Source organism: Mucilaginibacter sp. OK268 (genome assembly GCF_900103125.1).
Taxonomy (GTDB): Bacteria; Bacteroidota; Bacteroidia; order Sphingobacteriales; family Sphingobacteriaceae; genus Mucilaginibacter.
Genome location: NZ_FNJV01000001.1, coordinates 514,331 through 536,719, shown reverse-complemented (window position 1 = coordinate 536,719; position 22,389 = coordinate 514,331). Strand labels below are relative to the sequence as shown.

The window sequence follows — 22,389 nt, the reverse complement described above, 5'->3', positions numbered from 1 at the left end:
ATGTTTACACATCTCAAAAATATCGACACTGCCTTTAAGCATATCCGGCAATTCAGCTTTTTCCTGATCCTCGGGAATGTGGTCACCATGTGTTTCTGCATTTATAAAAGCAGTCAATTAATTCACCAAGCGGAAAGCCGAGTACATATCCTGTATAATGGTAAAGTACTGGAGGCGATCGCCACAGACCGGAAAAATAACCTACCAGTGGAACTCCGCGACCATATCAAAACATTTCATCAATATTTCTTCGATCTGAGCCCGGATGACAAAGCCATACAGGCCAATGTGTCCAAGGCATTGTACCTGGCGGACGAATCGGCTAAAAGGCAATATGATAATCTCCAGGAGTCAGGATATTATAATAACCTGATCTCCGCCAATATTTCGCAGGATATCAATATCGACAGCACGGAACTGCGGGGAAAACAATTCCCTTATACCTTCATCTGCTATGCTACGGAAAAGTTGGTTCGTTCCAGCGGAACCGTCTATCGCAAACTGGTCACCCAGGGTGAGGTCCGTGACCTGCAAAACCAGACTGATAACAACCCGCATGGCTTTCTCATCCAGCGCTGGCAAATTTTAGCGAACCGGGATACTACCATTCAAAATCAATAAACATGATCTTTTTCAAAAAGAAACCTGCATTGCCCATTGATCAACGGGATCACCTGGCTAAGATCATTGCCGATCGAATTATCGGGTGGCAAATTCTGCTGGCTACTACATTGAATGCCCGGGTCAACAAGTGCTCTAAAAAACGGCAGAAACGATTTTTCTGGGTCTGCTTCAGCGTCATCACAGGCGGACTGATCCTTAGTCTTGGATTGTCCTCCCGAAAAATTGGCACGATCACGCATGCCCCAAATGATCAGCCTGTACATATCGGTATGCCGTCAGACCCGCCGGTCAACAGACAAGTTCTACCAACAGATTCATTAACACTCAAAAAATAAATATGATGGAAAATCAACAGCAAGGCAGCGTAATGCCCAAACACTCTGAAGAATTTCTTAAAAAACGCAAATTCTACACAGCTATTCCGGTGCTTGCCCTGCCCTTTTTGACTATGGCCTTCGTGGCATTAGGTGGCGGGGAAGACGGTGGAAAAGCTAAAGCCGCCATTCCCGATCACGGGATCGATATGGTGCTGCCGTCGGCGCAGTTCAGGGATACCCGGGAAAAAGACAAAATGGATATCTACCGGTCTGCCGGGAAAGATGCGACCAAAACCAAAGATGGCGTGAACAAGAGTTTTATCGAAGCGATGGGATTTAATCATTCCGCTGAAGTCAGTCCGGATGCCGAAAAACCGGGTAAATCATTCACGACCATTCCTGCAAATACCACCGACCAGCAATCGGCCCGGATCGAAGCCCGGTTAACACAGATCAATCGCCAGATCAATCAACCCGAGCCAGCCTCCTATTCCCAACAGTCATCAGACCGCGAGATCCGCCGCCTGCACAAGCTCATGAAAACAATGAATTCCACCAATGCCAGTGATCCGGAAATGGAGCAGCTCGACCATATGCTGACCAAGATCCAGGCGATCCAGAATCCGGAATCGGTGAAAGTGCCGGTGGCACCAAAAAGAGAAAACGACAGTGCATTCCGGGCGATACCGGCAATTATTGACGGTAAACAAAAAGTAATGAACGGCGGTACCGTCAAATTGAAGCTAACCGATTCCGTAAACTTAAAAGGCATAACACTTCCCAAAGGTCAGCTGCTGTTTGGCGCATGCCAGGTAACCAACCAGCGTTTGTTGTTGAATATACAGAATATCAGGATCGGGAAAGATATCCTTCCCACGGCTCTTACCGTTTTCAGCCTGGACGGCATGCCCGGGATTCCTGCGCCCGAGGCGGAGTTGAGCGGGGCGGCTTCAGATGGTGCCGACAATGCCTTGCAAAGCATGCAATTTCTCAGTATGGACCAAACCATTTCCGCACAGGCAGCAGCAGGCGGGATCAACGCGGCTAAAGATCTGTTCAGCAAAAAGGTGAGAAAGATCAAAGTCAAGCTTCAGGACAAGTTCCCGGTATTGCTCAAAATCAATAAATAGAACGTTATGGCAGTTTTCGTTAACCGAGTCCTCCTGGCTTTCAGAACCTGGGAAGAACGCAAAAAGGAAATAGAACCCTTGCTCAAAGCAGGCGTGGCAGATACGAATACACTGTCGCGGCTGCAGCTTGACCACCTACGACAGGCCAGACATCGCCTGCGCCAAACCGCGCGTCCTGATGAAAAGCCTTTCGTGATCCTGCTGAATAAGCAAATCAGCAGGCTCGAAAAACAATTGTACCCGAACCGTTTCCTTAGGTTCTTCGCGCAAATGAAAGACCTGCTTTTTGAAGGCCCTGCCTACCTCAAGGAGCAACAACGGTTAAGGAACAATAATATCGAAAGCCTAAAAGTACAACTGAAGGAAGCCGGGCTTGGTTCTTTCGGTGGCCGATTGGAGCATCATCTGGATCCCGATCAAAAGCAAATCCGCCTGCCCCTGGATTGTAAGCTCGGTCCGGAAAAGCGGTTGAGCTTCGATCTGCATTTTGAAAAGGACGCCTATGGTAACTTTCAGCTGAACCGCATCAGTGGCTCCCTGCTTCAAAACGACCAGCTGGTCAGGACACATGAATTTGAGCTCAGGAATTGGCCGGATCTGAAGAGCAATCACATCTGGAGCCTATTGGAAGGACGGGCACTGAAGCAACGATACACAGACGCTTCTGGTCACGAAAATCATCGCTGGGTCGAACTTGGTCCCCAAACGCCCCATTATTATGCCCCGGATTACGCATTTGATATTAAAACCGCGTTGAACGCCATGCCGGCGATCACCAGGAACAAGGAAGAACTGATCCGTTACCTGGAAAACGGGCAGCAAGTATCGGCCCATTGGAGACAGGGCCGTCAATACCACCCTATTTATATACAAGCGGACCCAGCCAACCGGTGCATCAAATTGCTGGATGACAAATTGCGACTGGTTACTGCTGAAAAGCTGAACCAGAACATCGCGAAACAGGGGATCAAGATCAAAACACTCGGAGAACCTGTAAAAAAAATAAGAAAAGGGATTAAAAACGGACATCATCAATAAGCAAATACACCCTATACAGGCTTAGCGTTATCCAAACACAAAAGCGAAAAGACATGAATACCGGCATCAATTTTTATGAACTCAAAACCCAGCTGGCTGACCTTGGCTTCAACGAGCCGGTGGTAGTCGATCAACTACGCACGTTCATCCTTAGCAATGATTTGGGCTTACCGGACATTGAGCTGAGCAAACCAGCCGGTGATGATCTGGCTTTTTTCACCCTTTATTTTGGACGTGATACTGATGGGCGGTATGAGCTAATATGCACGGAATGTGCTATGGACAATTTGACCACGCCCGGTTGTCAACACTTGCAATATTTCCGGCAAGATGTCCCTGCCGAAGAAGCAATCACCCTGCTGCAACTGTACCAATGCCAGCCGAAGATGAACCGTGACGTTTTTATACCGCTAAACCGCACCGAAACACAACAGCATATTTATTTACTAAAAACAAATACAATTATGAACACGCAAAATTTAGAATTTCTAAAAAAAAGCCTTTTGAACCTCGGATTTGGGGAACAGGTGAACGAAGCATTAGAGAAAAACATCGACAAAAAAATGTTGGAATTTACGCTGCCGGCAAAGCATGAGTTTAACCAGCAAAAAGTGGATTACACCCTCCATTTCAAAAGCGGGGATAACCAGGAAATGTATTTCTTTAACAAGTTCGATGCCACGCTCGGTAAAGGGAAGGAGAAAGAACAAAACCAAACTTTTTACATCAACAAAGGCAATGGCATCACCGCCAAAGAAGCCTTTAACCTGATGGAAGGCCGCGCTGTACACAAACAACTGTTCAATAAGGAAGGTGAAAAGTATCATGCCTGGCTGCAACTGGACAATGATAACCTAGCCCAAAACGGCAGCAAAGAAATTAAACGTTTCAGTGAAAACTACGGTTTTGACGTTGAGCAGGTGATCTCGGGTAAGGGCATAAAAGAAATGGGCACCGCGGAAGGACAGGATAATCTGTTGCGCTCTTTAAAGAAAGGGAATGCCCAACAGATCACCGTGGAGCGACACGGCGAAGAAAAGAAATATTTTATCTCAGCAAGCCCACAATTCAAGACCGTTGACCTGTACGATCATCAAATGAAAAAGATCAAACGGGAAGAGCTATTACAACCGGAACAAAAGCAGACCAATAACCAAAAGCAAGATAAGCAGCAAAAGGAGGAGCTGCCCGCAAAAAAGCAAAGCAGTAAAAGGAAAATGCCTGTATAAAATAAGAGGCCGTCTCAAAAGCGAGGCGGCCCTTTTTATTTTTAAAAGGTTTGGCTATTTAAAGTTATAGGAGGGAAAGTAGTCTTTAAGCCATTTGACCCGGATAGCTGACACTGCTAGCATATAAATTGGAGAAGTTGTTACCGCTATTATCTTCAGATCAACTTCCTGAAGCGGTGGTAGCAGATGTGGGTTACTGCTCTGACGAAAACCACGTCATATTGCGGGGAAAGGGCATCGAAGCCTACATAAATACAATAAGGTTGATAAAGAACAAAAAGAAGACATCAAAGCATTCAGTAACGACAGCCTGTATTATAACGAGGCAGTGAAGTGCCTGGTCTGTCCGATGGGGCAGCGGTGGCATACAATAGGGATGGGCAAAGAATAAAAAATAATATCATCAGATTATATACAAATGATCAGCCGTTACCAGGCACAGAAAATTTTCATTGTCGGTTTTTGACCTGCAACCTCAAAATGTAAAAAAATCCATTTAAACGACTACCAACTTTAAATTCGAATTTCTTTAACTTACGACAATAAGGGGATTAAAAGATTCCCTTATTGTCGTTGATAAGATTAACTGTCCTTAATCAATCCTGAACACAATGGAAGTCGAGTACGGCATGTTCGATGGGCAGATGACAGACAGCCCTTCGGCTTCCTGTTTCCATTGCAGTTTACCGTTATAACCCAACAGTGTCACAGATTTAATTTCCTTGGTAAGATGCTTTGAATCTGTACCCAATGATCTTATCATTAAGCGTGTTCCGGATAAAGGTACGGTCATGCAAAAAGCATACAACGCTCCATTTTTGCCTCTGGTAAAACGAAAATCCCGGAGATCGAATTTAAATTCGGCCTGCCTGCGAGTCAATGCGCCCGGAGGCAGCATTTTCAGCTTGCCATTCACTTGTTCTCCTTCGCCAGCGATGACCCAAGCGTGGCTTCCATAAACGGCCTCGCCGTTGCGGCGCATCCAGACACCCACTTCCTTTAATAGCTGCTGGCTGCCCTTATCCAGTGATCCATCGGGCAAAATCGAGATACATACTGCCGCGTTTCCGTCGCGGGCTATGGCCTCTATAATATAACGGATCACCATACCCGAGTCATATGTAAATCCAGGTTCGTAAAACCAATCGCCTACCGGCGCTTCAGCTATCCAGGGTTGATCGGTTTTTATATTCGCCGGAATTCCGAATTCCTCGGTATTTACTGTGCCATTTGTTTTATCGCGGAATTTTACGATGCTAAATGTGTTTACCGCCCCTCGCTTTTTGAGCGTACGGTTATAATAATCTGCAATAACTGTTTGCATGGCATTGGCTTTTAACCCGGTGCCTGTTCCGTTACCTGTAAATGGCCCTTGAACCGTGCCGTCGGTGTAAATAAAATCAGGATCGTAATGTTTTACCACATCCATCATCCTTAACGCCCATCGAGTGGCATACCATTTGGCATAGTCCAAATGATTGTTAAAAATGCCGGCTGGCGGTGGGTTCCATGGAGAAGCCGCTTCCTTTTCAACGCCTTTATATTCGCGCAGGTCAATTCCGTAAAGTAAACGCGGATCATACCCTTGCCACCATTTGCCTTTACCATCGGCTAAGGTGAGGTTACCATCGTAAGGGATGCCCTTTTTTTCGCCAACTTTGTCGCTCCCAAACGCTGTTTGCCACCACCACCAGGTATATTCGTGATGGAAAGTTACTCCATAACGCATATCATTTGCCCGGCAAGCTTTAGCCCATTCGCCAATTATATCGCGCCTGGGACCAATATTAACAGAATTCCATGGCTGATAACGCGAATTCCACATATCGTAATTGTCATGATGTACACCCTGAATCATCAGGAACCGGGCCCCAGCATCTTTATATATCTTAGTCAATTTAGCAGGGTCAAGTTTGATAGGGTTCCAATCACGAAGCACTTCTTTGTATCCAGCTTCGGAAGGGTGACCATATTTCTTGAGGTGATTATTATAGGCTTTTGTCCCCGGCGTATAAAGCCTGCGCGCGTACCAATCGCCGCTCTCACCTGCCGCTTGCGGTCCAAAGTGGACCCATATACCAAACTTCGCCTGACGAAGCCATGCAGGCTCACCCGGATAATTCTTTTCTATTGATTCCCAGGTCGGCTTAAACGGGCCGTCAGCAATAGGGATATCCAATTTGACTTCAGGAAATGACTTCCAATCACCCATAAGCACACTATCAATAGGTAGCCGAACAGGAGTAGCTGGAAACGGGGAAAGCTGTGGAAACTGTGTTTTTGGTGTAATTTTTACTTTTTTGTTAATGTTTTGTGCACTTAGCTTAAATGACGCTATTGCGATAAAAAAAATAACGCTTAAAATTCTGCTCATGATTAATTACAGATTATTGTTTTTTAATTGACTTTGGTTTTAAAATTGCCTAAACTCACGTATAACTATTTGCTTAAATTAATTCAATCGTATCAAGTGGGAAGTAAATTTCTTTAGCTGTCCGGTAGTATGTTTTATTAAATTTCGGGCTAGGACTATCTTTCATTTTATTATTATCAAATGTTTGGTAATCTGATCAATCCGCCCTTCGAATCACATCATCAGGCAACGATAGATTTTAAATGCTGTTTAATTTAGAAAGCAAATGCGGCCTCAGTGCGGTAGATTTAATTTGCAAACAACCGGGAAGGACAATCGGTACGAACTACGCCCTATCCTTCCCGGATAAATGTTAAGATACTTTAATCGGAGATTGCAAGACTTAATAGCCTGGATTTTGAGTTAAATTTTTATTCAGATCGCGTTCCGATTGCGGTATCGGCCACAATTCATTCTTCCCGGTCACAAAGCTTCTTTTTTTGTAAATATAATAACCATCGGCATCAACGGGATATGCGGTGTAGGATGCCGGTGTATTGGTAAGCTTCATCCCGGTAAACTGGCGGTCGTTTTCTGAAGCAATAATTCCCCAGCGAAGACAATCATAATATCTCAATCCCTCGAAAGCAAATTCAATATGACGCTCGCGCCTGATTATTGTCCTTAGCGCGGTCGGATCTGTTGTGGTTACTGCGGGCATGTTAACCGCAGCCCTTCCCCTGACTTTGTTGATGGTCTGATCAAGCAGCGATTGATTGATTGAGGCGCCGGATTCAAGTTCAGATTCAAGGTAGCCTAAAAGTACTTCCGGGTAGCGGATCAACGGAAAATTGGTTCCGGAATTAAATGCTTGACCAACCGCCGGATCATCTTCCAGGAATTTATGAATGCAGTACCCACTCCAGATCCCGGGATACTCGTTAAGCCTGTCGGACAATGTTGTTCCCGGCTTGGAAGAAAACGTTGTTCCTCTGAAAACAGTCCGGTCCGAGATCATAATGGTCGCATCCAGCCGCGGATCACGATTATTGTATGGATTATTCTTGTCATATAAAGGAGATGCTTCAATACTTTTGCCATCTGTACATTCATAATCCTTCACTAACTCATTAAAAGGCGAAAATTGGTGCCAGCCTCCCCAGGTTTCGGGTGTAAGATATATGAAAAGCACGTTAGAGTAAACATCTTTAAGATACTGCGATGTCATGATAAACTCATGACTGAACTCGTTGGCCTGTTGAAATAGCTCACGAAATTTTGGATCAACAACGTAATAGTTGTAGTCCATGATTGTTTTGTAAGTGGTAGCGGCATCTGCCCATTTCTTTTCCGCCATTTGCAACCTACCCAATATCGCCAATGCAGCGGCAGAAGTAACACGGCCATTTTCTCCATCCGGCCTGGAATGTGGTAGCACCGGATAGCTGGCTTTCAGCTCCGATTCAACAAAAGCCCATATATCGGCCTTGGGAGTTCGGGTAACACTGTTGGCTTCTGCAATCGTCAGCACATGCTGGACCAACGGAACATCTCCAAAATATAAAGCGAGGTTAAAATATTCATAGGCCCGGAGCGTACGTACTTCAGCGATCATGGTCGCTTTTTGTGTTGCATCCATAGTTACTTTACCAATATGGTCCAGGAAGTTATTATCGGTGGCGATATGCTTATAAGCATTCTTCCAATATGCCCCGGTAACCCAATACGACGGCGTTAACGTTCCATCGGTTACATGATCCGGTATAGATTCTTTTTCCGAACCATCGCCGGCCATCATGTCAAGTATCAGCAGGGATTTCGGTGTCCAGAAATCCTCATCAGTCCAATTGGCGCCTGTATTGTAGCAACCGTTCAGGGCCAGGGTAGCGTCCGCAGAGGTTTTCCAGAAAGTTGCATCAGAAACCGAATCTAACGGTTCTTTATCTAAGAAATTCTTTTTACAGCTTGTGGTTAATGCCCCCAGCAATACCAAAACAATTCTTATTTTAAATATAATTGAGTTTAAATAGCTCTTTTTCATTTTAGTGATTTTATGGTTAAATCTAAAAAGATGTGTCACGTTAAAATTTAACATTTACGCCGAAGGTGTAAACGCTGGTGATAGGGTAAAAATTTGGTCCGTCCCCTGTTGCTTGATACATCTCCGGATCCCATCCAGGATAAAAATGGTTCCACGAAAACAGATTTTGACCGCCCATAAAAACCCTTAACCGGCTGATATGAAGTTTTTGTGTCACGCTGTTGGAAAACGAATAACCGAGCTGTAAGTTCTTTACACGGAGATAGGTGGCATTCCGGTTCCAGAAAGTAGAGGTTTGTACATTTTCACTTCCCTGGCTTAAATTAGTTATGGCCGGATAGGCGGCATTCGGATTCGGATTGGCGGCGGTCCATGCATTATCTGCCTGCCATCTTTGAATATTGCCCGAATTGTAATAAGCAAAAGCCTGATAGGACCCCATCTGTTTAGAATATCCTCCCAGGCCCTGCAACAAGGCTGTAAAATCAAACCCTTTATAGTTGGCTGTCAGTGTCGCGCCATAAGCATATTTAGGGGTGGTATTGCCGATCACAGTCCGATCGTAGGAATTCACTACTCCATCCGGGACTCCGTTTGGTCCGCTGATATCCTTAAAGCGGATAACACCAGGGCTACCGGCGATCGGCTGTGTTGGATAAGCAGCAACGTCGGCAGCATCTTTGAATATACCGTCGGCTACATAACCATATACCGGGTTAAGTGATTGACCCACAAAAAAACCTGCACCTATGTCTTGCTGAATATTTCCTGCAATTTTGGTAACCCTGCTGTTAACATAGGAGAAGTTAGGGGATAAACCGATATGGAAATTACCGATCGAAGTGTTATATTTAAGCATGATCTCAAAACCGGTATTTTTCATTGCACCTGCGTTAACTTCTGATGGTGTTAAGCCCAGCACCGAAGAAACAGGTACATTGTAAAGAATATCGGAGGTCGTTTTATCGAAGTAGTCTAAAGTCATACTCAGGCTTCCTTTAAAAACATCCAGATCAAGTCCCACATCAGTGATCCGCGTTGTTTCCCATTTAATGCCGGCATTGGATAATGTGGTTAATGCGGCGCCTGGTGCAAGAGCTCCACCAAAAGTATAATTTTGCCCTAAGCTGATGGCGTTTTGATACGGGTAATTGGAGATATTCTGGTTCCCTAACTCACCCCAGGAAGCACGAAGCTTAAGGTTATAGATCCAACTGATATTGTCTTTAATAAAGGACTCCTCAGAAATCCTCCAGCCGGTAGAAAATGAGGGGAAAAATCCCCATCGGTTATTTTTTGGAAAGCGCGAAGAACCATCGTAGCGTGCATTGGCTTCAAAGAGGTATTTACCGCCGAACGCATAATTTAAACGTCCGAAATAGGACCTCAACGCCCACTCCGATGCGGAACCCGATGACTGCATATTGGTAGCGGCGCCTGCGTTCAGTTCATATAACAGGTTGCTGGGAAAATTGTCTCTGGAAGCCCGGATCCAGTTATCCCGGTTTGATTCCTGCGAATAGCCTGCCAAAATGGTAAAACTATGTTTCTGAATTGTTCTGGTATATTGTAATAAGGACTGAAGGGTTGTTAACGTGCCGTCACCTTTATATACAGTTAAGTTGTTGGGGCCGATATGCGTGTTGGCATCAAACTGAACATCGGCAACATAATTGGTATTGGTAAGATCATAGTATTTATAGCCGCCTTTACCACTTAATGTCAGTCCCTTAATAATTTCCCAGGTAAGCTCAAGGCCACCCATCAAATATTTATTGCGGGTATCATTAAACGATGGGCTGGCCAGCCAGCCCTCCGGACTGAAAGCATCCTGATGTCCGTAAGTACCGTCGGATCTCAGCCCGGCAAAAGTATTGGGTTCACGAACGGCATATCCGATAATGCTTTGCATATCTCCGCTATTTTGCCGGGGTTCTGTGGTGTTAGCGGAATAACCATTCAAATTTACTTTTAACGTCAGATTGTCCTTGATTTTACTATCTACATTTAAAAGAAAATTGTATTTCTCATAATCATTTTTTGCCACAATACCATTTTGGTTAAGGTATCCAAGGGAAAGCAAATAGGTATTCTTTTGATCACCACCGGTGAAACTCACGTTGTGGTCCGTTTGAAAGCCGGAGCCGGAGTTCAGTAAATTTTTAAGGTGAAATACGTTCGGATAATTATCAGGATCGGTACCGCTTTTGTATTTGGCGACCACATCTGCCGATGCGCCAGTGAGTTGCGCGTACTCCCAGGAATTCACAAAATCAGGCAGAGAAGTTGCCTTTTGCCATCCTAAATAATTATTATAGGCAATTTGCATTTTACCGTTTTGTCCGCGTTTGGTTTCCACCAGGATCACCCCATTTGCTGCGCGGGTTCCATAAATAGATGCCGATGCGGCGTCCTTTAGTACAGATATGCTTTTTATATTATCCGGATCAATATCATTGAGTGACCCGGCCAATCCATCAATTAACACCAGCGCATCCCGGCCGGCGCCAAAAGAGCCTATTCCTCTTATAGTGATACCTGCTCCGTCATTTCCCGGACGGCCGCTCCCCTGGGAAACCTGCACACCCGCAGCCAGGCCCGCCAAAGCCTGCGATGCTTGTGTTATCGGCCTGTTATCCAAGTCATTTGAAGATATACTGGATACCGAACCGGTAAGATTGACCTTCTTTTGCGTTCCGTAACCGACAACGACAACTTCGCCTAAATCTTTACTTTCAGGCTCTAACTTCACGTTGATGTTTTTCTGGCCGTTAATCAATACTTCGCGACTGGCATAGCCGATAAAGGTGAAAACCAATGTTCCATTATAATCTGGTATATTAATGATATAAACACCTTGTTCGTTAGTACTTACCGCGGTAGCCGTACCCTTTAATCTCACAACTACGCCGGGGAGGCCCTGGCCGCTCTCGTCAGTAACTTTTCCACTAACGGAAACCACTTGCATTTCTTCGATACCTGATTTGGCGTCGGTAGCTGTTATGGAAAGCTCCTTGGTATTCTTACTTAGTACTATCCGGTCATTTACAATATCATAGCTAATGTTATAAGGCCTCAGTAGTTCAGTTAACAAATCTTTAAGCTTTTCCTGATGTACATCGATATTTATCTTTTTTGTGCTTTCGAGTATATTTTGAAAATAAATAAATTTGACGTTGGTCTTTTTTTCCAGCTTTTTTAAAAAGCTGCTCAAATCCATATTTTTAGCAGAGATATTTACCTGTTGTGATAATATCCCCTGGGCATGGCTGGGGCTGGCCAGGGAAACCCCTGTAAACGCAATTGCTATCAATAGCTGACTACATGTTATTTTCATGATTCTACACCAGTCAATGGATCTTTGTAAATTAATATTCATACATTAGAATGTTTTATTTGGTTAAAAAATGAGACAAAAATCCCCCTGCACCTTAACTAAGGTGTTCTTTTCCGAGACATGGGGGGAATCTAAAAGAAAGGGTGTCGCAAGCACTCTTTCTTTCATTTTAGGGATTAAGGGTAGTTACGATTTCTTCATATGAGGGATTTAAGGTTAATAATAATTGGTTATCTAGAGGTTTCCTTCTGCAACGTAAATTTTTTCCCATCCGTTACATAGGTTAGTTTTAATAGTTTTTTTAACATCTCCATAATGTCGGGCAAACTCTGATCCGTAAAGTCTGCCTGCAATATATATCCGTTTAACTCTTTATCCTGTAGCACGATTTCAACATTAAATTGCTTATTGAGCGTCTGAATAACATCACGTAAAGCGGTTTTCTCAAACGAAAGATTCGCTTTAGTCCACATATTTAACGAGGAAATTTCGGCTATCCGCCCGAGCTTCAGACCATGCCGGGTTTCTTCGTAAATTACTTTTTGCCGCGGCAACAACATTACGTTATTATCCCTCTGGTTTTTGACGTCAAATATTTGCTTATTTTTATTTGCAATTTCAACAGATACCTTACCGGTAACTACAGCCACTTCTGCAGTGGTTTCCCGTTCACTATCGTGCACACGGAAAGTGGTGCCCCATACTCTGGTAGTGATATGATTACTGTAAATCACAAATGGGTGCGCTGGGTCTTTGGTTACCTCAAAAAACGACTCTCCTGATAATGTAACTTCCCTTAAATCTTTTTTAAATACTTTATGATAACTTAGGTGCGCACCCGGGCTAAGCCAAACAATGCTTTTGTCAGGTAGGGTTTGCTTGTAGATAGTACCAGTATGATTGTTGATAACAATATCTTCATTCTGAAGATGAGCAGTCGATTGCGCTGCTTTTTGATCACCTAAAAAGCCTGGTATTTTTAGAAACAATAAAAGCGCAGCGGCAGCACCTAAGGAATAACCAATGTATTTTAAGAACTTCATTCTTACAGTTTTTCCGTTTTGATCAGCATTAAGGCCCGACTCGATATTCGCCAGCATCCTCAACCGTAATTCCTGCTGCTGTTGGATGCTTAACTGATCATATGGATCTGCTTTGCTTTCAAAAGAATTATACCATTCGAGTACCATGTTCTCTTCTTCAGGCGAACAGGCACCGTTGAGGTATTTCTGTATTAATTCAGGCGAAATAGGTTCCATTTAATCGGTTTTAAATTAGCGGCTATACAGATATGACAGTTCTCAAAGCCTCACCCCCTTATTTGCCATGAAATATTTAATTAAAACATATCACACCCACACAGCGGAGGTTCATTGGTACGTATATATTGTGCGGAAAGCGATAAAACTAAACGAGCAATCTATGGATAAGAATAAGTAAGAATTTACCTTTACTTAAAAAAAACAAAGGCGGCCAGGGATAAAAGAATATAATGAAGGCCGATACGTAAATATTTTAAGGCCCTTGTAATATGATTTTCAACCGTCTTTTCTGAAATACCTAATTGCTGAGCAATTTGTTTATTACTTTTATGATGCTTACGGCTGAGCTCAAATACGGAACGGCATTTTTCGGGCAGAAAACCGAGGTTTATATTTAATTGATGGCTTAAGTCGTTAGCCATCACTATTTCTTCCGTGGAATTATCATAATCAATGCTGTCATGAACAAACGATTCATAAACCCTCCTTCTGACAGTTTCTTTCTGAATTTGGTTCAGTATCAGATTCCGAACGGCGGTAAACAGATAGCCACTTAGAGAAGAATTAATTTTGATGGTTGCCCGGTTCCTCCATAGATTGATGTAAAGATCTTGTACAATTTCTTCAGCAACTTCGGTTGAAGAGCAACGTTTACAGGCTGCATTATACAATTGAACATAATAACGATTGTATATTTCAATAAACGCTGCGGTCTCGTCCTTTGTATTTAATTGAAGCAGGATATCTTCATCAGTCATCTCCATCAGACTTTTCATTTGCTAAAAAATATTTACTCGTTTAGATATAAGCATTCTAGCAAATAATCGATAGATGAACTTTCGTCCAGATCGGTTATTGCGTAAGTAATTGGTTTGAATTAAAAAATTTAGTGATTAGCGGACTAATATATAAATAAAATTTAAAAGTGTAAAAAACACAATTAATTCCCTTTGAAATTTTCAATCGGGACTTATATAAACAAAACCACAGGTTATTCGAGTGCATTCTAAACTTAAAGTATAAAGAATTAAGTCATAAATTCAGATGTTTATTTAATTGCTACGTCCTTAAAAGGCAGAGCAATGCCATGTATAAAAAAAGAGTCATCCAGCTACAAAAAACATTATAGAAGGCGCTGACCCTAATTTTCATGGTGGTATGGCTTACTTAGATTTCTTTTCCGGAAGACCATGCAAGGTTTCCTTTAAGAGTTCTACCTTTCCAGTGTGAATATCATAAACGGCGCCTACGATCAGTATCTCGCCTTTTGAATATTTTTTATGCAAGATAGGATCTAAATTCCTGAGGATATTCACCTGATCGATTACATTTTGTCTTACTGCATTATTTACAGGATCGCCCGGCATGTGTGCTACTTTGGCTACAGCAGGTTTAATTTCATTTATTAAAGTCACTATGTGGCCAGGAACATCTTCAGGTCTTTGCACTGCCGCCGCCACGGCGCCACACTCAGTATGTCCTAAAACAACAATTAACCTGGTGTACAATTTTAACACCGCATACTCTATGCTTCCATAAGAGGCCGCCGATGAAACTTGCCCTGCGGTTCTGATAATAAATAAATCACCTACACCCTGGTCGAATACGATTTCATTTGGCACGCGTGAATCAGAACAGCTTACAATGGTTGCAAAAGGTTTTTGACCCAAGCCTAATTTTTTAATGGTTTCCGCATCCTGTCTGGGGCGAATGGATTTATTTTCGACGAATCTCTTATTGCCTCCCATAAGCTTTTTTATGGCTACTCCCGGGTCGGTAAATGCCGAATCTCTATTTACAATATAGTGGTCGGCTCGCCATTTTAAGGAGCCGGAAGCTGATTGTTCGTGCTTTTTGATCACGGTTACTGGTTGTACATTCTGTGCATCAGCAAAATAACGGAGAGTAAACAATACAATAATTACAAGTGGTATTTTTTTCATATAGGTAGGTACTAAAGAGATTTAATTGTTTTTTTGTAATAGGTAGTAAGGAGAAGAAGTTTATGTTTATACCTTTTGATATTCATAAGTTGATCATTATCTAAATCTCAAAAAAGTTTTGGCAATAACTATTATTCGAATACTCTTCAATGGGGACAACCCTGAATTTGTATCGATAATTGTCATTGCCGTTACTATTCTAATAGGGGAAGCTCCCTTATGGACTGGAAATGATGGTACTTTGTTGTAATTAAATACCTTGAAGCTCTTTTTTAATTCGGATCCTTCGTCATTGAATCCCTGAAAAGAATTATTTACCCCAAAACTTGTCTTCGAGTTCCTGATCATCGGAAAATAGCCATACTCCTGTGATCTTTCCTTCATTTACTTCAAACAGGTCTACTCCGGTCATATCGATGTTTCGGTCGTCAATTGTGCCGCTAAAGCGAACTGGCAATGCGGCCATCTTGCCGTTGACCATTAAATTTCCGTATGGCTTCAATGCAAAACTTCCCCGGGTTGCTTCCATCATACCACCGAGCATTTTTCCGATTGCCTCGATTCCTGATTTTACTCCTGAAAATTTGTGGGATCCTGGTTGATGCCATTGTGCGTTGGGACTAAAGAATGAAAAGGCAAGGCCTACATCGCCTTTTCCTAAGGCTTCCAAATAGGCTGAAATTATTTCCTTTGGCATCATAATATTTGATTTTTTTAATGTTTACTTTGCAAAGTAATGTGATATCTTACTTTTGCACAAGTACTTACTTACCGGTAAGGTACTTACCTGTAGGTTAGATATATTGATAATCAAATGGAAGAAACTCCGAAAATAATCATGCAGTCGGATATAAACTGCCCGGTTAGAAAATCTTTAGTATTGTTGGGTGGCAAATGGACGTTGTTAATACTGTTCCAAATAAATGAAAGGACTATCAGGTACGGCGAGTTAAAAAGATGTATTCCCGGAATCAGTGAGAAGGTGCTAATGCACGAATTGAACGTCTTGGTGGCAAATGAATTTGTTGCTAAGAAATCATACGCAGAAATTCCCCCCAGAGTTGAATACCGACTAACGGACAAAGGATTAAATACTTTGCCAATCGTAGATCAACTTGCAGCTTTCGGACTCCATAACCTTTTCTGATATTTATTCTTAATAGCTATATATCAATTTCATCGCTTCGCAAATCTCTTCCTATCTAATTTTACCGATGTAAATTTAGAAGGGAAAAACAACGGTTACAGTTGGTTACCCGATATAATTTTAACTAAATCACGCAAACTGAACGCGACTATTACTTTGAAGCTAAGACTCGACGCCGGTTGACTGGTTTTTAAACGGTGTAATGATATTTAGGCCCTAAAATGACGTTTGGTTTTTCTATATACAAGGGCAGGTCTGTAAGTTACGGAAGTGCCCGGATCCGGAATGAAAAAACGGTGTCAAATTCAAATTCTATATTAGGTGAATCTTGCGGAGTATGCGCCAGAATGGGTTTGTTGGCCGCGGGAGCAGACCCTATCAGGGAACTTACACTAATCCAGGAAGTCCAAAGAGGATGCCAGTTATAGTTAAACCAAAACATAATATTTTGCAAACAATTATAAATAACTATTTTCGTCGAGTCAATTATAAACGAAACCAGTAAATTTCATTTTGATGATTTTAATGATTCGTTTCAGTACACTTGTGATGTATTGAACGCAATTAAGATCGTAGTAATTATTGCCAAACCGGAAATAGAAGGCGACCTCTTTTATTCACTTTATGTTTAAAACTTTATAAGACATGGCGTCCATTTACGGAGCTTTTGATGATCATCAACTTGCTGATCTTTTAACGTCAGATGATGAGGCTGCATTCGTTGAAATTTATGAACGCTATTGGAGTAAGCTTTATATATTGGCGCGAAACAGATTAAATGACTCCTGCGAAGCAGAAGAAGTCGTTCAAGATATATTTTACAGCCTTTGGCGGAATCGAAGGTCGTTCGAATTGATAAAGGGATTTGATAATTATTTTTCATCAGCAGTAAAGTTCGGCGTAATTAACAGGTTATCAAAAAAAGCCCGGCGAGTGACTTATTCTCAGGAGATTGCTGAAAGAGTATCAGAAATTGATGAAAGTACAACTCACCGGCTGGACTTACTTGACCTCCAACAACACATACAGGTATCTTTAAGCAGCTTACCGGACAAATGCAGGGAAATTTTCAACTTAAAGTACGTTCAGGGATATTCACAACGACAAATTGCCGAGGAACTGACAATTTCCGAAAAAACAGTAGAAGCTCATTTATCAAGGGCCCGTAAAAAGCTCAAGGGGACATTTTTTCATATCTCATTATTCCTTATCTCCATTTTTCTTTTGTTCTCGTAACGGTAATATTCAATACCTGCATGTAGGTCGCAATTTTTTTTTGCTGCATAGGGATTTGTGCCTTTGTTTTGTCTATATATAAAACGACATCTTTAATGGCTGCAAAGGAAAACCAGGAACGCATATGGGAACTTGCCAGGAAATGGCAGGATGATAGCATTACAGAAGACGAACGTAAGGAATTCAATGATTGGTATAAATCCTTTGATGACACCGGCATGCCCGATCTCCTGGGTGATAGCCCCGAGGCATTAAAGGAACGAATGCTTCGGTCTGTTATGAAAATGAAAAGCAATTCTGACCGGGCAGCTGCACAAACAACGTTTTTTTCTTATCGCGTTGCTGCCGCAGCAATTGTCCTTCTTTGCTTATCTGTCGGTGCATACTTATTTTTAAGGCCGTCAATAAAATACAGCGCGCACAAAATTGCTGTTATAAAAACCGATGCCAGTCCCGGTCGTAATAAAGCAATACTTACTTTATCAAACGGCGAAAAAATCGACCTTGATCAAGCCCAAAGCGGAATATTAGCCCGAGAAAAAAGCGCCATTGTCAAGAAGACAAAAGATGGGCGGCTAGCCTATAACAATACAGCTTTAGGAGCTGGCCCAAACAATGGCGAAATGCTATATAATACGGTAACTACGCCAAGGGCAGGACAATATCAAATTACTCTGTCGGACGGATCGGATGTGTGGCTTAATGCCTGTTCGTCGATTAGCTTTCCGCTCGCTTTTGGGGAAAATGAGCGGCAGGTAAAAATATCCGGAGAGGTTTATTTTGAAGTTAAAAAAAATAAACATTTACCATTCCGTGTAATCAGTAACAACCAAATAGTCGAGGTACTTGGCACACATTTCAACATTAACGCCTATGTGGACGAATCGGTAGTAACAACAACCTTACTGGAAGGATCGGTAAAGATATCTCAACTTAACCAGCCCAGTGCAAAGTTTCTTAAACCCGGGCAACAATCAATTATTCAACCCGGCAAGGCGCCTATTAACATACAACAAGTGGATACTGAAATTGCTGTTGCCTGGAAGAATGGTTATTTCCGCTTTGAACATGCTGACCTGCAGTCATTGATGCGGCAGTTTTCCAGATGGTATGATGTTGATGTAAGTTATGAGGGAGCAATAAGTGATGATTTTTTTGAAGGGCAGATACCGCGAAGCTCCAAATTATCTGAAGCATTAAAAATATTGGAATTGGGAGATGTCCACTTTAAAATAAAAGACAAAAAATTAATAGTGCTGCCTTAAATGACCTTTTTAATCAAACAATTGTTAAACCAAAAAAGCTCAATGATATGAAGAAATAGCTATACAATTACCCACATGCCTAAAAAGAGCCGAAAGTGCTTCCAACACTTTCGGCTAATTACGTCGGGCCAGTCAAAAAACGAATCCATTACTAACCCAAGCTTAACAAAAGTATGAAATTTAAACTATGTGGCAAATTAGCTGCCATTGGGTGGATTTTTCCATCTAAAATCATTCTGGTGATGAAACTCACTACACTCCTTTTAATTATTGCCTGTGTGCAAGTATCCGCCAAAGGATACGCGCAAATGGTTACGCTCTCAGAAAAAAACATCCAAATAGCTGAAGTGTTTACCAAGCTGCATAAGCAAACCGGTTACAGTTTTTTTTACAAATACAAGTTTGTCAAAGATATAAGGGTATCTGTTGAATTACAGGATGTAAATATTGAACAAGCCCTAAACGCGATTTTAAAGGACCAGCCGCTCACCTATTCTATTGTCAATAAGACTGTGGTTTTAAAAAGGAAGGAAGGAACTGATGCTACAAAAGACGTCGGTATTCCGCCTGTAACAATAAAAGGTAAAGTCCTCGATGAAAACGGAAAAACCTTACCAGGCGTCACAATTAAAGTCAAAGGATCAAATACTGGGGTCGTCACCGATTCAGAGGGTTCATTTACGTTCACGGTTCCGGAACATGCTACCATTGTTGTATCCTTTATCGGGTATGAGTCGCAGGAAATTGCGTTAAACGGAGAACTAAACTTGACCGTCAAACTTACGCCTTCCCTTAAATCCCTCGATCAGGTTATCGTGATTGGCTATGGTGCTCAAAAGAAATCGGACATTACCGGCTCAGTTGCACGTGCCGATTTGGAGTCATTCAGACAATCGCCCAATACTAATTTAGTACAGTTGTTGCAAGGAACGGTGCCCGGTTTAAATATCGGACAGGTATCATCTGCGGGCCAGTCGCCTACGATTCAAATCAGAGGACAATCTACAATTTCCGGATCCCAAAATGTTTTGATTGTTCTGGACGGAATTGTTTATAGTGGCGATATATCCAGCATTAATCCAAATGACATCGCTTCCATCGATATCTTAAAGGATGCAAGCAGTAAAGCCATTTACGGTGCATCAGCAGCAAACGGCGTATTGTTGATCAGCACAAAAAAAGGGAAAGCAGGCAGCAAGCCGGTTATTAACTTTTCATCTTCCTATGCTACACAGAACCCAGCTAGCCAGTTACATCCTTTAGACAGGAATGAGTTTATACAAAAAGTAAAAGATATCAATTGGCGACAAGCTTATTTAGCGCCTGATTACCTTACACCAAATCCGGCCTTCGATCTCCGCTCAAAATTAGATGCTACACAGGTATCGGGCTATGATAATGGAACCGATTACAATTGGTACAAAGCAGCCACTAATCCGGGCTTGTTGTATGACCAGCAGCTAAGTGTGAGTAACGCTACCGAAAAAACCAATTTTTTCATTTCTGGCGGCTATACCAAACAAAAAGGCTTTGTTATTAATGATCAGTTCAACAGGAAATCGGTAAGAATCAATCTGGAAACGAAAGTTTTCGATTGGCTTACTGTCGGAGCGCAGGCATTTACTTCACTTGCTGATTATTCCGGTAACCCTCCCGATTTACGAAGCATCATGCTTTACAGTCCTTTGAACACTCCATACAGCCCTGCCGGAGCCATCAATCTGACGCCTAATGCATCCATTAATAACCCCTTTTTAAGTACCTATGGAAGCGATTATAACCACAGAAATACTTTGTCAGGTAATTTTTACGGGATTTTCAATATTCCTCATGTCAAAGGACTTACCTATCGTTTGAACTATGGCAACGGATATTATTGGAATCAACATTATATGGCTAACCAATACTCCGCTAATTTTACAGGGGCGGTTTCAAAAGTTAATGATGCCACCTACGATTATACTTTGGACAACATTCTAAATTATAAACGAACTTTTGGTTCTGATCATGCAATTGACCTAACCATGGTTTATGGCGCAAGAGAGCGTAAGTATGAAACCACATCTGCTTCAGGCACGGGATACAACAATATATCGTTGGGTTATAATAGTTTACAGCAAGGACTTATCCAGCAAATATCATCCAACGCTTATAGCGAGACTTATAATTATCAAACTGCCAGGCTGAGTTATGGCTATAAAAGCAAATACCTGTTAACATCTACGATCAGAAGGGATGGCTTTTCCGGCTTTGCGAGTAATAAGAAATTTGGTGTTTTTCCATCAGTGGCAGCTGCATGGATAGCCAGTAATGAGTCCTTTCTTAAAATCAACTGGCTTGATAATTTAAAGTTACGGGTGGGTTATGGCTCCAATGGCAATTTAACCAACCGTTATGCTTCTTTGGCTACTGTGTCGCAGGGAGCTGCTTATGTTTTCGGGGATGCCGGCGGTACCTTATTTGGCCAGCAGGTAGCTACATTAGCCAACAACAACCTATCATGGGAAACCACAACCGGTATTAATATTGGTGTAGATTTTTCTTTACTCAATGGCCGGATAAGTGGAGCTGTGGATTACTACAATACCAGTACCAATAATTTGCTTTTTAGTGTTAACATCCCTACAATTACGGGATTCTCGTCTATCAATACCAATGTCGGGGAAATAAATAATTCGGGGGCCGAATTTACATTAAATACGATAAACGTTAAAGTAAAAGATTTTCAATGGAGCACCGTACTAAATTATGCAACCAATAAAAACAAGATCAAAAAGTTATTGGGCTCCGGTGACCTTGTATCCAGCAACCTGTTTATCGGACAACCTTTGGGTGCTATCTACAACTATAAAACCGATGGTATATGGCAAATTGGCGAAACACCCCCGAGCGGTTATTACACAGGCGGCAATAAGCTGGTGGATGTCAATGGGGATGGTAAAGTAACATCAGATGACCGGGTAATTTTAGGGCATACCGAACCCGCTTACAGGTTTAGTATAGGCAATACTTTTTCTTATCAACAGTTTTCTTTATTTGTATTTATCAACTCTGTACAGGGTGGAAAAAATGGCTATTTGGGCTACAATAATCCATGGAGCGATACTGGCATTCAGCAGGGAGATAATGCCATAAGAAATAACTGGTTTAAAGAAGTCAATTACTGGACACCTTCAAATCCAAATGCAGCTTACCGCATCACGGGTAGCGTGCCGGCTATCGACCCAGGCATCTATCAGGATAGAAGCTTCGTCAGGCTCCAAGAGGTTTCACTCAGCTATAATTTTAGTAGCGCACTGATCAACAAAGTGGGAATAAAAAATCTGCGTGTTTACCTGAGCGGTAAGAACCTTGCAACATGGACGAAGTGGAAAGGATGGGACCCTGAAACCATCCAGGGCTTTGCTTATGGAGCATCCCCGGTTATTAAAGCTTATTCCGCAGGATTAAATGTTACCTTTTAATTA

General features: G+C 42.2%; 16 protein-coding genes. 9 read left to right on the top strand and 7 right to left on the bottom strand.

Annotated features, from left to right (window positions below; all coding sequences use genetic code 11):
* The 5 genes from traK to BLR84_RS02125 are packed head-to-tail and all read left to right on the top strand — an operon-like array spanning position 1 to position 4,338.
* The gene (traK, locus tag BLR84_RS02145; RefSeq protein WP_090463666.1) at positions 1-621 is read left to right on the top strand and encodes a conjugative transposon protein TraK; all 621 of its coding nucleotides are present in this window, start codon (positions 1-3) and stop codon (positions 619-621) included.
* 2 nt (positions 622-623) lie between these two features.
* Entirely contained in the window at positions 624-959 is a 336-nt protein-coding gene (locus BLR84_RS02140) for a hypothetical protein (protein ID WP_090463663.1), read from the top strand.
* A 2-nt stretch (positions 960-961) separates the two neighbouring features.
* The gene (traM, locus tag BLR84_RS02135) at positions 962-2,071 is read left to right on the top strand and encodes a conjugative transposon protein TraM (protein WP_090463660.1); all 1,110 of its coding nucleotides are present in this window, start codon (positions 962-964) and stop codon (positions 2,069-2,071) included.
* A gap of 6 nt (positions 2,072-2,077) precedes the next feature.
* Positions 2,078-3,109, top strand: a complete 1,032-nt coding sequence (locus BLR84_RS02130; protein ID WP_090463657.1) for a hypothetical protein — start codon at positions 2,078-2,080, stop codon at positions 3,107-3,109.
* 53 nt (positions 3,110-3,162) lie between these two features.
* Positions 3,163-4,338, top strand: coding sequence for a hypothetical protein (locus BLR84_RS02125; protein WP_090463654.1), 1,176 nt, complete (start codon positions 3,163-3,165; stop codon positions 4,336-4,338).
* A 592-nt stretch (positions 4,339-4,930) separates the two neighbouring features.
* Here BLR84_RS02125 and BLR84_RS02120 read toward each other — a convergent pair.
* From BLR84_RS02120 to BLR84_RS02090, 7 genes are all read right to left on the bottom strand, one after another.
* Positions 4,931-6,712, bottom strand: coding sequence for an alpha-L-fucosidase (locus tag BLR84_RS02120; protein ID WP_090463651.1), 1,782 nt, complete (start codon positions 6,710-6,712; stop codon positions 4,931-4,933).
* A 382-nt stretch (positions 6,713-7,094) separates the two neighbouring features.
* A complete protein-coding gene (locus tag BLR84_RS02115) occupies positions 7,095-8,732 on the bottom strand; it encodes a RagB/SusD family nutrient uptake outer membrane protein (RefSeq protein WP_090463649.1) in 1,638 nt (545 codons plus the stop codon).
* A gap of 40 nt (positions 8,733-8,772) precedes the next feature.
* Positions 8,773-12,069 (bottom strand): SusC/RagA family TonB-linked outer membrane protein, encoded by a 3,297-nt coding sequence (locus BLR84_RS02110; protein WP_255366841.1) that lies wholly within the window; start codon positions 12,067-12,069, stop codon positions 8,773-8,775.
* Between the two features lie 230 nt (positions 12,070-12,299).
* The gene (locus tag BLR84_RS02105; protein WP_090463642.1) at positions 12,300-13,328 is read right to left on the bottom strand and encodes a FecR family protein; all 1,029 of its coding nucleotides are present in this window, start codon (positions 13,326-13,328) and stop codon (positions 12,300-12,302) included.
* 191 nt (positions 13,329-13,519) lie between these two features.
* Complete coding sequence (locus tag BLR84_RS02100; protein WP_090463639.1) at positions 13,520-14,107, bottom strand: RNA polymerase sigma-70 factor; 588 nt, start codon at positions 14,105-14,107, stop codon at positions 13,520-13,522.
* Between the two features lie 387 nt (positions 14,108-14,494).
* The gene (locus BLR84_RS02095; protein WP_218128198.1) at positions 14,495-15,274 is read right to left on the bottom strand and encodes a carbonic anhydrase; all 780 of its coding nucleotides are present in this window, start codon (positions 15,272-15,274) and stop codon (positions 14,495-14,497) included.
* A gap of 310 nt (positions 15,275-15,584) precedes the next feature.
* Positions 15,585-15,974 carry a nuclear transport factor 2 family protein gene (locus tag BLR84_RS02090; protein WP_090463636.1) on the bottom strand — a complete coding sequence of 130 codons (390 nt, stop codon included), beginning with the start codon at positions 15,972-15,974 and terminating at the stop codon, positions 15,585-15,587.
* A 114-nt stretch (positions 15,975-16,088) separates the two neighbouring features.
* On the opposite strand from BLR84_RS02090, the gene BLR84_RS30520 reads away from it, so the two are divergent.
* From BLR84_RS30520 to BLR84_RS02065, 4 genes are all read left to right on the top strand, one after another.
* On the top strand, positions 16,089-16,421 hold the full coding sequence (locus BLR84_RS30520) for a winged helix-turn-helix transcriptional regulator (protein ID WP_218128197.1): 333 nt from the start codon (positions 16,089-16,091) through the stop codon (positions 16,419-16,421).
* A gap of 645 nt (positions 16,422-17,066) precedes the next feature.
* On the top strand, positions 17,067-17,657 hold the full coding sequence (locus BLR84_RS02075; RefSeq protein WP_090463630.1) for an RNA polymerase sigma factor: 591 nt from the start codon (positions 17,067-17,069) through the stop codon (positions 17,655-17,657).
* 95 nt (positions 17,658-17,752) lie between these two features.
* Complete coding sequence (locus BLR84_RS02070) at positions 17,753-18,922, top strand: FecR family protein (protein ID WP_090463627.1); 1,170 nt, start codon at positions 17,753-17,755, stop codon at positions 18,920-18,922.
* Positions 18,923-19,095: 173 nt separating this feature from the next.
* On the top strand, positions 19,096-22,386 hold the full coding sequence (locus BLR84_RS02065) for a TonB-dependent receptor (protein ID WP_090463624.1): 3,291 nt from the start codon (positions 19,096-19,098) through the stop codon (positions 22,384-22,386).
* Positions 22,387-22,389: the final 3 nt, after the last annotated feature.

Excerpts from the sequence above, each read along its gene's own strand:
- BLR84_RS02115 (WP_090463649.1), bottom strand. The coding sequence starts at position 8,732 with ATGAAAAAGAGCTATTTAAACTCAATTATATTTAAAATAAGAATTGTT.
- BLR84_RS02125 (WP_090463654.1), top strand. The coding sequence starts at position 3,163 with ATGAATACCGGCATCAATTTTTATGAACTCAAAACCCAGCTGGCTGAC.
- BLR84_RS02110 (WP_255366841.1), bottom strand. The coding sequence starts at position 12,069 with ATGAAAATAACATGTAGTCAGCTATTGATAGCAATTGCGTTTACAGGG.
- BLR84_RS02105 (WP_090463642.1), bottom strand. The coding sequence starts at position 13,328 with ATGGAACCTATTTCGCCTGAATTAATACAGAAATACCTCAACGGTGCC.
- BLR84_RS02070 (WP_090463627.1), top strand. The coding sequence starts at position 17,753 with ATGGCTGCAAAGGAAAACCAGGAACGCATATGGGAACTTGCCAGGAAA.
- BLR84_RS02120 (WP_090463651.1), bottom strand. The coding sequence starts at position 6,712 with ATGAGCAGAATTTTAAGCGTTATTTTTTTTATCGCAATAGCGTCATTT.
- BLR84_RS02140 (WP_090463663.1), top strand. The coding sequence starts at position 624 with ATGATCTTTTTCAAAAAGAAACCTGCATTGCCCATTGATCAACGGGAT.
- traM (WP_090463660.1), top strand. The coding sequence starts at position 962 with ATGATGGAAAATCAACAGCAAGGCAGCGTAATGCCCAAACACTCTGAA.
- BLR84_RS02130 (WP_090463657.1), top strand. The coding sequence starts at position 2,078 with ATGGCAGTTTTCGTTAACCGAGTCCTCCTGGCTTTCAGAACCTGGGAA.
- BLR84_RS02100 (WP_090463639.1), bottom strand. The coding sequence starts at position 14,107 with ATGAAAAGTCTGATGGAGATGACTGATGAAGATATCCTGCTTCAATTA.
- BLR84_RS02065 (WP_090463624.1), top strand. The coding sequence starts at position 19,096 with ATGAAATTTAAACTATGTGGCAAATTAGCTGCCATTGGGTGGATTTTT.
- BLR84_RS30520 (WP_218128197.1), top strand. The coding sequence starts at position 16,089 with ATGGAAGAAACTCCGAAAATAATCATGCAGTCGGATATAAACTGCCCG.
- BLR84_RS02075 (WP_090463630.1), top strand. The coding sequence starts at position 17,067 with ATGGCGTCCATTTACGGAGCTTTTGATGATCATCAACTTGCTGATCTT.
- BLR84_RS02095 (WP_218128198.1), bottom strand. The coding sequence starts at position 15,274 with ATGAAAAAAATACCACTTGTAATTATTGTATTGTTTACTCTCCGTTAT.
- BLR84_RS02090 (WP_090463636.1), bottom strand. The coding sequence starts at position 15,974 with ATGATGCCAAAGGAAATAATTTCAGCCTATTTGGAAGCCTTAGGAAAA.
- traK (WP_090463666.1), top strand. The coding sequence starts at position 1 with ATGTTTACACATCTCAAAAATATCGACACTGCCTTTAAGCATATCCGG.